We start from the raw sequence: 12,074 nt of genomic DNA, 5'->3' as shown, positions 1-12,074 counted from the left end.
GTTATGCACAACTCTGCCCACAGTTTCTGTGGGCAGCCGGCCAGCTCAGGCGAAGCGCGAGAAGTCCGGCTGGCGGCGCTGGGTGAAGGCGCTCAACGCCTCCAGGGCTTCCGGCGAGCTCAGGCGCTGGACGAACAGTTCGCCTTCCTGCGCCACCACCTTGCGCAGTTCATCGATGTAGGGCGCCTTGAGCAGACGCTTGCTCAGCGCCAGGGCCGCCGGCGGCAGGGCCAGCAGGCTCAGGGCCATTTCGCGGGCGCGTTCGAGGGCGGCGGCGCCGTCGGCCAGGGCTTCGTTGGCGATGCCGAAGGCCACCGCCTGTTCACCGCTGAAGCCGTCGCCGCGCATCAGCAGGCTGGCGGCGCGGACGTGGCCGAGCAGGCGCGGCACCAGGAAGCTGGAGCCGAACTCCGGGCACAGGCCGAGGTTGACGAAGGGCATCTTCAGCTTGGCGCCGCGGGCGACGAAGACCTGGTCGCAGTGCAGCAGCAGGGTGGTGCCGATGCCCACCGCCGGGCCGGCCACCGCCGCCAGCACCGGCTTGCTGAACTCCATCAGCGCGCGCATGAAGCGGAACACCGGGCTGTCCTGGCCGCTGGGCGGGTACTGGAGGAAATCGTGGATGTCGTTGCCGGCGGTGAAGCACTCGGCGTTGCCGGCGATCAGCACCACGCGCACGCCGCGATCGTGCTCGGCGGCCTCCAGGGCGTCGGCCAGGGCCGCGTACATTTCCCGGGTCAGCGCGTTCATCTTGTCCGCGCGGTTCAGGCGCAGGGTCAGCAGGCCCTGTTCGCGCTCGACGAGAATCTGTTGGCTCATGGCAACTCCTTGGCAGCAGGCTGTGGCGGCCGGGCTCTGCGGCCCGGCTCAGGCGTGGGAGAGGAACAGGTCGGCCAGGGTCTGGCCGCGCGGCACGCCGGCCAGGTACAGGTGGCGGGCGAAGCGCTCGACGCTGGCGGGCTGGCCGCAGAGTAAGGCGATGCTTCGCCGCGAGACAAGACGGAATTGCGCCAGATGCGCGTCCAGATCGGCCGGCAGCGCCAGCGCCACCTGCAGGTCGGGATGGGCCGCGGCCAGCGCCGCCAGTTCCGCCGCCAGGTAGTGCTCGGCCGGCGTGCGCGCCAGGTGCAGCAGGCGGATCGGCCCCTGGTGCCCTTCGGCCAGGGCCTGGCGCAGGATGCCCCACAGCGGCGCCAGGCCGGTGCCGCTGGCCATCAGCAGCAGCAGGCGTTCCTGCCATTCGGGGTCGTAGTGCAGTGCGCCGCCGCGCAGCTCGCCCAGGCGCAGTTCGTCGCCCACCCGCAGTTGGCGCGCCGCGTCGCAGAAGGCGCCGGGAGCCTGGCAGGCGATGTGGAATTCCAGCCAGGGCTCGGCGCCCGGCAGGCTGGCCAGGGAATAAGGACGCGCCACCTCGCCCAGCCACAGCACCAGGTGCTGGCCGGCGCGGTAGCGCAGGGGGCGTTGCGGCTGTAGGCGCAGACGCAGAATGTCCGCCGCCGGCCAGTCCAGCCCGGCGACCGTCGCCGGCAGGCCGTCACGTTGGGGATCGAAGACCTCGACAGCACAATCCTCTACCACCCGGCACTGGCAGGCCAGGCGCCAGCCCCCGGCGCGGCGCGCGGCGTCCAGCGCCTCGGGGCGATCGTCGAGCAGCTCGCCGCCACTGCAGCGCACCAGGCAGGCATGGCAACTGCCCGCGCGGCAGCTGTAGGGAATAGCGATCCCCTCGGCGCGCAGGGCATCCAGCAGGTTGCTTCCGGCGGCCACTTCCCAGTGTCGGCCGCCGGCATGCAGTTCAGGCATCGCTCTCCTCCCATGCCGCCTCGCAGCGATTGCGTCCGCTGCGTTTGGCACGGTAGAGCGCCTGGTCGGCCCGCTGCAAGGCCTCGTCGAGATCGTCGCCGCTCTGCAGCAGCGTCATGCCGGCGGAAAGGCTCAGCACCGGCACCTCCACGCCCATCGGCTCGGCCGCCGCATAGGCCTGGCGCAGGCGCTCGCAGCAGGCGGCGAGGCGGTCGCTGTCGGCCTCGGGCAGCAGCAGCACGAACTCCTCGCCGCCGTAGCGCGCCAGCACGTCGCCCTCGCGCAGGCAGGCCCGCGCCACCGCGGCGAAGGTCTGCAGCACGCGGTCGCCGGCGGAATGGCCGTGGACGTCGTTGATGCGCTTGAAGTGGTCCAGGTCGATCAGCGCCAGGCCATGGCGCTGCCCCTCGTCCAGATCGTCCAGCGCGCGCCCGGCCAGGCGCAGGAAGTGGCGGCGGTTGAACAGCCCGGTGAGTTCGTCGGTGGCCACCAGGTCTTCCAGCTGGCGCATCATCCCGCGCAGGGTGTCCTGGTGCGCCTGCAGCGCGTAGCGGCGTTGGCGCATGCGCTGGCGCAGGGCCTGCACGTAGCCGGCGAACAGCGTCAGCCAGACCAGCACGATGAACAGCACCAGTAGTTGCAGCACGGCCTGCCCGGGCAATTGCAGGCGCTGGCGGAAGGCTTCCCAGAGGTTGAGGCCGGCGAAGGCGATGAAGGCCAGGCCCGCGCAACGGGCGAACACCCGCGGCTGCAGCTGGAACACGCCGAACAGCAGGATCAGCACGTAGAGCACCATCAGGGTGCCGCGCACGCTGTCGACATGGGCCAGGAAGAAGGTGGTCCAGACCAGCGCCACCAGCACCTGCGGCTCGGTCAGGCTGGCGTCGACGAAGCGCTGGTTGCGGCCGCTGGCGAACAGCCAGAAGAACACCGCCTGGCTGGCCACGGCGCACAGGGTGGCGGCCAGCGCCAACGCCGGGGAGCCATGGTAGAAGTCGCCGATCACGGTCAGCCAGAGCAGCAGCAGGGCCATCGCGTAGGTGCCGAGGGCCATGCCGAACCGCCTGAACAATAGTTTTTGGAGGGCGCGCTGCTTCAGCGGGGAACTCGGTGTGCTCATGGGGGCTCCATCCCGTAATGGCACTTGGCCCTCACTCTACTATCAAAGCCACAGCATGCCTAGCCGACCGGAAAGTGGGCGCTTGCCGCCCCTGCCGACCAAGGTCGGATCGCCGGCGCGTGCGCCCGGCCCTGGCACGGCGCTATACTACGGCGCCCTTTTTGCGCCGGTGCCTGACCGGACGCGTTCGGTGTACGTGGCTTAGCCGCCTGAAATACCCGCCTGACATTCCCGCCTGAAGAGGACCGTGCTCCATGGCCGTGATCAAGCAAGACGACCTCATCCAGAGCGTCGCCGATGCCCTGCAGTTCATCTCCTATTACCACCCGGTCGATTTCATCCAGGCCATGCATGAGGCGTACCTGCGCGAAGAATCGCCGGCCGCCCGCGATTCCATGGCGCAGATCCTCATCAACTCGCGCATGTGCGCCACCGGCCACCGCCCGATCTGCCAGGACACCGGTATCGTCACCGTGTTCGTCCGCGTCGGCATGGACGTGCGCTGGGACGGCGCCACCATGAGCGTCGACGACATGATCAACGAAGGCGTGCGCCGCGCCTACAACCTGCCGGAGAACGTCCTGCGCGCCTCCATCCTGGCCGACCCGGCCGGTGCGCGTAAGAACACCAAGGACAACACCCCGGCGGTGATCCACTACTCCATCGTCCCGGGCAACACCGTGGAAGTGGACGTCGCGGCCAAGGGCGGCGGCTCCGAGAACAAGTCGAAGATGGCCATGCTCAACCCGTCCGACTCCATCGTCGACTGGGTGCTCAAGACCGTCCCGACCATGGGCGCCGGCTGGTGCCCGCCGGGCATGCTCGGCATCGGCATCGGCGGCACCGCCGAGAAGGCCGCGGTGATGGCGAAGGAAGTCCTGATGGACCCGATCGACATCCACGAGCTGAAGGCCCGCGGTGCGCAGAACCGCATCGAGGAACTGCGCCTGGAGCTGTTCGACAAGGTCAACCAGCTGGGCATCGGCGCCCAGGGCCTGGGCGGCCTGACCACCGTGCTCGACGTGAAGATCATGGACTACCCGACCCACGCCGCCTCGCTGCCGGTGTGCATGATCCCCAACTGCGCCGCCACCCGTCACGCCCACTTCGTGCTCGACGGCTCCGGCCCGGCCGAACTGGAAGCCCCGCCGCTGGACGCCTACCCGGAAATCGTCTGGGAAGCCGGCCCCTCCGCGCGCCGCGTCGACCTGGACAAGATCACCCCGGAAGAAGTGCAGAGCTGGAAACCGGGCGAGACCCTGCTGCTCAACGGCAAGATGCTCACCGGCCGCGACGCCGCGCACAAGCGCATGGTCGACATGCTGAACAAGGGCGAAGAGCTGCCGGTGGACCTGAAGGGCCGCTTCATCTACTACGTCGGCCCGGTCGACCCGGTAGGCGACGAAGTGGTCGGCCCGGCCGGCCCGACCACCGCCACCCGCATGGACAAGTTCACCCGGCAGATCCTGGAAAGCACCGGCCTCTTGGGCATGATCGGCAAGTCCGAGCGCGGCCCGATCGCCATCGAGGCGATCAAGGACAACAAGGCCGTGTACCTGATGGCCGTCGGCGGCGCCGCCTACCTGGTGGCCCAGGCGATCAAGAAGTCCAGGGTCCTGGCCTTCGCCGAACTGGGCATGGAAGCGATCTACGAGTTCGACGTGAAGGACATGCCGGTGACCGTGGCGGTCGACACCAACGGCGAGTCGGTGCACATCACCGGCCCGGCGATCTGGAAAGACAAGATCGCCCACAGCCTGGCGGTGGAAGTGAAGTAAGCCTTCGCTTCAGCTCCAGGAAAAAGCCCGGCCATGCGCCGGGCTTTTTCATGCCTGCGCGACAGATCTTCGTAGGAGCGAGCTTGCTCGCGAACCTGATGTCCCGCTGCGGAGTTCGTTCGCGAGCAAGCTCGCTCCTACGAGAAGCCGTGCTCGACATACAAGGAGCGGACCTTGTCCGCGATAGCCGGAACCATCGGCGCGATTCGCGGATGAGATCCGCTCCTACGCCGCCCCACCCACGCCATTCCCCTGTAGGAGCGCGCCCTGCGCGCGAAATCGCGGGCAGGGCCCGCTCCTACGGTTCCAGGAAGCACGGTCGTAGGAGCGGACCTTGTCCGCGATAGCCGGAACCACCGGCGCGATTCGCGGATGAGATCCGCTCCTACGCCGCCCCACCCACGCCATTCCCCTGTAGGAGCGCGCCCTGCGCGCGAAATCGCGGGCAGGGCCCGCTCCTACAGGGTCGGGGATCAGGCGCTGCGCGGCACCCGGCTCAGCTCCACGATGTTGTCGCGGCGCTGGGCCAGGTAGCGGGTGCAGCTCACGCGCAGGAAGGAGGCGAAGTTGACCACTTCGCCGCGGTAGTCCATCACCTCGTCGTAGAGCTTGGCGATCAGCTGGTTGGTGGTCATGCCGTCCACTTCGGCGATCTCCCGCAGGATGTCCCAGAACTGGTTCTCCAGGCGCAGGGTGGTGACCACGCCGCGGATGCGCAGGGACCGGGAGCGCGACTCGTAGAGGATCGGGTCGGCCTTCACGTAGAGCTCGCACATGCTCTGCCTCCTTCTATCTATAGACGCGAACGCCAGTCTACAGGCTGATCTTGGTGCCGAGCACTTCGAGGAACTTCGCCAGCCACGCCGGGTGCGCCGGCCAGGCCGGGGCGCTGACCAGATTGCCGTCGACGTGGGCGGCGTCCACCGGGATGTCCACGTATTCGCCGCCGGCCAGCTTCACTTCCGGGCCGCAGGCCGGGTAGGCGCTGCAGGAGCGGCCTTTCAGCACGCCGGCCGCGGCCAGCAGCTGGGCGCCGTGGCAGACGGCGGCAATGGGTTTCTTCGCGGCATCGAAGGCCTTCACCAGTTCGATCACCCTGGCGTTCAGGCGCAGGTATTCCGGGGCGCGGCCGCCGGGGATCAGCAGCGCGTCGTAGTCTTCAGCGCGAACAGTGGCGAAGTCGGCGTTGAGGGCGAAGTTGTGCCCCGGCTTCTCGCTGTAGGTCTGGTCGCCCTCGAAATCATGGATGGCGGTACGCACGCTCTGCCCAGCCTTCTTGTCCGGGCACGCCGCGTGGACGACGTGGCCAACCATCTGCAGCGCCTGGAAGGGCACCATGGTTTCGTAGTCCTCGGCGTAGTCGCCGACCAACATCAGAATCTTCTTCGCGGCCATCGCAGCATTCCTCCGGGCAGGGGCCCGGCCATGGGTGGCCGGGCATGCCAGACAGGTTAGCCACTCCCCGCCGCGGCGGGTAATAGGCCGCTACTACACCGCCAGGCGCTGCGGCACTTCGGCCTGGACCTGGCGGGCATCCTCCAGGATCAGCTCGGCGCCCTTCTCCGCCACCATCATCACCGCCGCGTTGGTATTGCCGGAGGTGACGTTGGGGAAGATCGACGCATCCACCACGCGCAGGCCCTCGAGGCCATGCACCCGCAGACGCTTGTCGACCACGCTGGACTGCGGGTCGGCACCCATGGCACAGCTGCCGCATAGGTGGTAGATGGAGCCGCAGTTCTCGCGGAAGTACTGCAGCATGGCCTCGTCGGACTGCACCGCCGCACCCGGCAGCACTTCCTCCACGGTCACCGCCTTGAGCGCCGGTGCGTTCATGATCCTGCGGATCAGCCGGCTGCCCTGGATGGCTTCGTCGATGTCCTTCTGCGTGCTCAGGTAGTTGGGGTCGATCAGCGCCGCGTCGGCCGGGTTCTTCGAGGCGATGCGCACTTCGCCGCGGCTGGTCGGCCGGCATGGGTTGAAGCACAGCAGGAAGCCCGAGTACGGCTCCGGCTTGAGGCTGGCCTTGCTGCTCTTGGGAATCTGGTAGGACAGCGGGTTGAAGTACAGCTGCAGGTTCGGGTGCGCCTGCCCGTCGTCGCTGCGGAAGAAACCGCCGCTCTGGTTGACGCTCATGGACAGCGGCCCCTTGCGCGTGAACAGGTACTCCAGCCCCAGCTTGGCCTGGCCCAGCAACGAACCGAAGTCATCGTTCAGGGTGCGCACGTTGGCCTTGTAGTAGTAGCTGACGCACAGGTGGTCCTGGAGGTTCTTGCCCACCGCCGGCAGGTGCAGCACTTCCGGGATGTGATGCTGGCGCAGCAGTTCGCGGTCGGCCACGCCGGAGAGTTGCAGCAGCTTCGGCGAATCCACCGCGCCGGCCGCCAGTATCACCTCGCGGCGGGCGCGGAATTCGCGCTGCACGCCATGCTGGCTGAGGCTCACGCCGACGGCGCGCCTGTTCTCGTCGAACAGCACGCGCTCCACCTGGGCGTGGCGCTCGATGCTCAGGTTCGGCCGGCCCAGCGCCGGGTGCAGGTAGGCGAAGCTGCTGGAGCAGCGCTGGCCATCGCGGGTGTTGACGTCGTAGATGCCGGCGCCTTCGAAGTGCGCGCCGTTGAAGTCCTCGCTGCGCGGGTAGCCGAGTTCCTCGCAGCCCTTGAGGAAGGCGTCGCAGATCGGGTGGGTGTGGCCCTTCATCGGGCTGATGCGGATCGGCCCGCTGGCGCCGTGGTACTCGCTGTCGCCCAGCGGGTGCGACTCCAGCTTGCGGAAGTACGGCAGCACCTCCTTGAACGACCAGCCGTCGTTGCCGTTCGCCGCCCAGTCGTCGAAGTCGTGGGCCTGGCCGCGCACGTAGATCATCGCGTTGATCGAGCCGGAGCCGCCCTGCACCTTCCCGCGCGGCGCATACAGCTGGCGGCCGGCGAGCTGCCGCTGCGGCTGGCTGTAGTACATCCAGTTGAAGGTCGGGTTGTAGTAGAGCTTGGCGAAGCCCACCGGCACCTTGAACCAGGGCGAGGAATCCTTGCCGCCGGCCTCCAGCAGCAGGACGTTGTACTCGCCGGACTCGCTCAGGCGGCTGGCCAGGATGCAGCCGGCCGAGCCGGCGCCGACGATGATGTAGTCGTAAGTCATGAATCTCGTACCGCAAGTAAGGGGGCCCGCGCCGGCCGGCGCGGGCGCGGGCGCGGGTGTCAGCCCTTGGCCGGGGCGTTGTCCTTGACGTCAACCGGGTCCGGGCCCATCTGCAGGTGCAGGCGCTCGCCGGTGTAGGGGGAATGCCGGCGCACCACGTCCATGTCCAGCTCCACGCCCAGGCCGGGCTCGCTGGAGGGGATGATGTAGCCGTCTTCCCAGTGCAGCGGCTTCTTGAGGATTTCCGCGTGGAAGCCGTCCCAGGTGCCGATGCTTTCCTGGATCAGGAAGTTCGGCGTGCAGGTCGCCAGCTGGAAGCTGGCCGCCGCACCAATGGGGCCGTTGTACAGGTGCGGGGCGATCTGCGCGTAGAAGGCTTCGGCCATGGAGGCGATCTTCTTGCCTTCGAGCAGGCCGCCGCAGCGCCCGACGTTCATCTGCAGGATCGACGCGCCGCCGGCCTGCAGCAGGCGGAAGAATTCGTACTTGGTGGTCAAGCGCTCGCCGGTGGCGATGGGGATACTGGTCTTGGCCGCGACCTGGCCCATGGCCTCTTCCTGGCCCGGCGGGATGGGCTCCTCGAACCACAGCGGGTCGTACTTCTCCAGGCGCCTGGCCAGGCGGATGGCCGAGGACGGCACCATCTGCCCGTGGGTGCCGAACAGCAGGTCGCACTTGCTGCCCACCGCTTCGCGGATCTTGCGGCAGAAGGTTTCGCAGCGCTCCAGCACTTCCAGCGACAGCTGGTGGCCGGAGAACGCCGTGTAGGGCCCGGCCGGGTCGAACTTCAGCGCGCTGAAGCCGAGGTTCATGTTGTGCACCGCGCATTCGGCGGCCAGGTCCGCGTCGGAGTAGTCGTACTCGCCCTGGGCGTTCTTCGGGTACAGGTAGGTGTAGGAGCGCAGGCGCTCGTGGACCTTGCCGCCGAGCAGCTCGTACACCGGCTTGTTCGCCGCCTTGCCGACGATGTCCCAGCAGGCCATCTCCAGGCCGCTGACCACGCCCATCATGGTCAGGTCCGGGCGCTGGGTGAAGCCGCTGGAGTAGGCACGGCGGAAGAAGCGCTCGATGTGGTGCGGGTCCTGGTCCAGCAGGTAGCGCTGGAACACGTCCTCGATCACCGGGACCATCGCCCTGGGGTGGAAGGTGGCGGCGTAGATCTCGCCGACGCCCTCGATGCCGCAGTCGGTCTTGAGGGTCACGAACAGCCAGTACATGCCGCCGATGTGCGGCGGCGGGACGGCGACCACGTGGGTCTGCAGGGAGACGACTTTCATGCTTGGCGCGCTCTCTTGTCGATGCGTTTCTTCAGGATCAGGGTGGCGACCACGCCCAGCAGGCCTACCGCCACGACGTAGGAGAAATAGATCTGGTAGCCGACGAAGCCGGGGAAGCGGTCGGTGATCCAGCCGTTGAGCAGCGGCAGGAAGACGTCCGGCGAGTAGCCGACCAGGGAAATGATGCCGATGGCCAGGCCGGTGACGCGCAGCGGGATGTGGCAGTCGTCGAGGATGGCCCAGTACAGGCCGCGGATGGCGTAGGTCATCAGGCCGATGAAGATCACCAGGAACACCAGCACACTCAGCACGTGCAGGCTCGGCAGCAGCACCAGGCCGAGCATGCCCAGGGCCGAGAGCAGCATGGCCCAGGTCAGCACCCCGGTCTTGGAGAAGCGGTCGCCCAGCCAGCCGCCGCCGATGCCGCCGACCGGGCGCATCCACAGCTTGATGGTGGTGATCAGCCCGGCCATGGTCGCGCTCAGGCCGAAGCCGCCTTCCTGCAAGTAGGCCGAGAAGCTGTAGGTGGCCCAGAAGAAGTGGTAGCCGCAGAAGACAATGGCGGTCACCAGCCACAGCTCGGGGATGCGCGCCAGGGTGCGCAGGTCTTCCAGCAGGTTGCCCTTGCCCGAGGCGGCGCGTTCGCCCTGCGCGCCCTGCGGGTCGCGCAGCATCATCAGCACCACGCCGAGGACGATGCAGCAGGCGGCGTAGAGGTGGATGACCAGTTGCAGGCCCTCGGCGTTGCGCTCGCCGCGGGTCTCGGTGACATAGGCGAACAGCGCGATGGCCACGGTGGCCAGCAGCGCCTCCACCAGCCCGCGGCCGCCGTCGAGCACGCCGAAGAAGCGGCCCTGCTCGGTCTCGCCGGCGAGCATGTTCACCCGCTTGATCAGCGAGGCCCAGAAGGTCAGCCCGGTGGTGATGCCGAAGCCGCAGAAGATCGCCAGCAGCGCCTGGAAGCCGGGCAGCTGCGCGTACCACAGGCCCAGCACGCCGGTGCCCAGCAGCGAGAAGCTGATCAGGTAGCGCGGCGAGATGCGGTCGGCCAGCCAGCCGCTGGGCAGGTAGCTGACCAGGAAGGCGCTGCCGAGGATGGAATACAGGTAGCCCAGCTCGCTGTTGCTGATGGCCAGGGCCTCGAGCATGGTGCTCTGGTACACCTGGCGCAGGTAGAGCATGGGGTAGATGGCGCCGGCGGCGAGCACCAGCAACGCCAGTTGCAGGTAGCGCGACAGGTTGGCGCTGGACGGAACGGCCATGGGCATGGCCTCTGCACTTATTGTTTTTTTCATCATGCGTCTCGTGGCCGGCGCGGGCACCGGCGGGTTGTCGGAAAAGCGCGGCGCGCGCCGGGCGCAGGCAGGCGCCCGGCGCGGCTCGTCAGTACTTCAGGACCACCAGGCGGGTCTGGGTGAACTCCAGCATCCCGTGCTTGCCGTCGTCGCCGCCCAGGCCCGAACGCTTCCAGCCGGCGTGGAAGCCCTGGTAGGGGTCGGCGGGGGTGCGGTTGACGTACAGCTCGCCGGCCTCGATGGCGTTGGCCACCTTCATCGCCGTGCGGTAGTTCTCGCTGTAGAGCACCGAGGACAGGCCGAACTGGTGGTCGTTGGCCATGGCCAGGGCTTCGTCGAGGGTCTCGTAGCGCAGCACCGGCAGCACCGGGCCGAAGATTTCCTCCTGGACGATCTCCATGTCCTGGCGGCAATTGCTCAGCAGGGTCGCCGGGTAGAAGTGCCCCGGCCCTTCCGGCAGCACGCCGCCGCATTCCAGCCGGGCACCTTCGGCCAGGGCGCGTTGCACCTTGGCATGGATTTCCTGGCGCGAACGTTCGTTTACCAGTGGGCCCATGCGGCTCGGGTCCTCGCCGCGGTCGCCGCTGCGCACCGCGGCGAGCTTCTCGCGCAGCAGGGCGAGGAAGCGATCGTGCACGCTGGCCTGCACGTACACGCGCTCGATGGCGGTGCACAGCTGGCCGCAGTGGGTGGTCTTGGAGGCGGCGATGGCGCTGGCGGCCTGCTCCAGGTCGGCGTCGGCCTCGATGATCGCCGGGGTCTTGCCGCCCAGCTCCAGCGACGGCTTGGCGATGTTCGCCTTGCAGTAGTCGAGCACGGTGCGCCCGGCGCCGACGCTGCCGGTCAGGGTGATCATGCCCACCGCCGGGTGCTGGCAGAGCGTGGCGGCGACCTCGTGGACCATGGTCAGCACGTTGAACACGCCGGCCGGCAGCTCGGCCTCGGCGGCGGCGCGGGCGATCTCGAAGGCCGAGGTCGGAGTGTTGTTGCTCGGCCGCACCACCACCGTGTTGCCGGTGATCAGCGCCGGGGCGACCTTGCGCAGCAGGGTGTAGACCGGGTAGTTGAAGGGGATCAGGCAGGCCACCACGCCGATCGGCTCGCGCTGCAGCAGGATGGTCTCGTCGCGGGAGTCGCTGGGGATCACCTCGCCCTCGATGCGCCGCGCCCATTCGGCGTGGTAGCGGGTGATCTGCGCGGCGTAGACGGCCTCGTTGGTGGCGTCCTGCAGGCTCTTGCCGGACTCGCGGGCCAGCGCCTCGCCGATGCGCGCGGCGTTGCGCTCGATGGCCTCGGCGAAGCGCCGCAGGTATTCGCCGCGCTCGATGGCCGGCAGCTTCGCCCAGTCGCGCTGGGCGCGTTGCGCGGCTTCCACGGCCTGGCGCACCTCGGCCTCGCTGGCGGCCGGCACCTCGGCGATGCAGGCCTCGGTGGCCGGGTCGGACACGGCGATGCGGGCGGCCACGGAGCCGTCGCGGAAACGGCCGTCGATGAAGTTCTGGTCAGTACGCATGGGCATTCCTGTGGTTCAAGCAGCGCGGTGGCGGAGGAACGACAGGAGCGACGCGGGGCGGGCGCTAGGCCGCGCCGGCAGGCGGGTGCGGGCAGGCATGGGAAACACTCTTGTCGTTCTTGGATGGCCAAGTTTCGACAGGCGCGGCAG

10 protein-coding genes are annotated in these 12,074 nt (G+C 68.4%); 1 reads left to right on the top strand and 9 read right to left on the bottom strand.

What is annotated here, in order from left to right:
- Window positions 1–45: 45 nt before the first annotated feature.
- Genes M8R19_RS21155 through M8R19_RS21145 form a run of 3 tightly spaced genes read right to left on the bottom strand, consistent with a single transcriptional unit; the run spans window position 46 to window position 2,923 of the window.
- Entirely contained in the window at window positions 46–819 is a 774-nt protein-coding gene (locus tag M8R19_RS21155) for an enoyl-CoA hydratase-related protein (protein ID WP_249918808.1), read from the bottom strand.
- A 48-nt stretch (window positions 820–867) separates the two neighbouring features.
- Window positions 868–1,803 carry an iron-sulfur-binding ferredoxin reductase gene (locus tag M8R19_RS21150; RefSeq protein WP_249918807.1) on the bottom strand — a complete coding sequence of 312 codons (936 nt, stop codon included), beginning with the start codon at window positions 1,801–1,803 and terminating at the stop codon, window positions 868–870.
- Complete coding sequence (locus M8R19_RS21145; RefSeq protein WP_043273307.1) at window positions 1,796–2,923, bottom strand: GGDEF domain-containing protein; 1,128 nt, start codon at window positions 2,921–2,923, stop codon at window positions 1,796–1,798. The genes M8R19_RS21150 and M8R19_RS21145 overlap by 8 nt, the downstream gene beginning before the upstream one ends.
- A gap of 254 nt (window positions 2,924–3,177) precedes the next feature.
- Here M8R19_RS21145 and M8R19_RS21140 point away from each other — a divergent pair, with 254 nt between their 5' ends.
- On the top strand, window positions 3,178–4,701 hold the full coding sequence (locus M8R19_RS21140; protein WP_058487548.1) for a fumarate hydratase: 1,524 nt from the start codon (window positions 3,178–3,180) through the stop codon (window positions 4,699–4,701).
- A gap of 473 nt (window positions 4,702–5,174) precedes the next feature.
- Here M8R19_RS21140 and M8R19_RS21135 read toward each other — a convergent pair whose 3' ends face one another.
- The 6 genes from M8R19_RS21135 to aldA all read right to left on the bottom strand — a co-directional run bounded on the left by M8R19_RS21135 (window position 5,175) and on the right by aldA (window position 11,924).
- The gene (locus M8R19_RS21135) at window positions 5,175–5,477 is read right to left on the bottom strand and encodes a ribbon-helix-helix domain-containing protein (protein ID WP_009615780.1); all 303 of its coding nucleotides are present in this window, start codon (window positions 5,475–5,477) and stop codon (window positions 5,175–5,177) included.
- 37 nt (window positions 5,478–5,514) lie between these two features.
- A complete protein-coding gene (locus M8R19_RS21130; RefSeq protein ID WP_009615778.1) occupies window positions 5,515–6,096 on the bottom strand; it encodes a DJ-1/PfpI family protein in 582 nt (193 codons plus the stop codon).
- A 93-nt stretch (window positions 6,097–6,189) separates the two neighbouring features.
- Entirely contained in the window at window positions 6,190–7,839 is a 1,650-nt protein-coding gene (locus M8R19_RS21125; protein WP_249918806.1) for a GMC family oxidoreductase, read from the bottom strand.
- Between the two features lie 59 nt (window positions 7,840–7,898).
- A complete protein-coding gene (locus tag M8R19_RS21120) occupies window positions 7,899–9,116 on the bottom strand; it encodes a mandelate racemase/muconate lactonizing enzyme family protein (protein ID WP_116425633.1) in 1,218 nt (405 codons plus the stop codon).
- Complete coding sequence (locus M8R19_RS21115) at window positions 9,113–10,411, bottom strand: MFS transporter (protein ID WP_256512801.1); 1,299 nt, start codon at window positions 10,409–10,411, stop codon at window positions 9,113–9,115. The genes M8R19_RS21120 and M8R19_RS21115 overlap by 4 nt, the downstream gene beginning before the upstream one ends.
- 88 nt (window positions 10,412–10,499) lie before the next feature.
- Window positions 10,500–11,924 carry an aldehyde dehydrogenase gene (aldA, locus tag M8R19_RS21110; RefSeq protein WP_116425635.1) on the bottom strand — a complete coding sequence of 475 codons (1,425 nt, stop codon included), beginning with the start codon at window positions 11,922–11,924 and terminating at the stop codon, window positions 10,500–10,502.
- Window positions 11,925–12,074 lie beyond the last annotated feature (150 nt).

The organism is Pseudomonas sp. R3.Fl (assembly GCF_023516765.1).
Classification (GTDB): domain Bacteria; phylum Pseudomonadota; class Gammaproteobacteria; order Pseudomonadales; family Pseudomonadaceae; genus Pseudomonas; species Pseudomonas citronellolis.
Note: the sequence above shows the minus strand (reverse complement) of the source record. Positions and strands in the feature narration are given on the sequence as shown.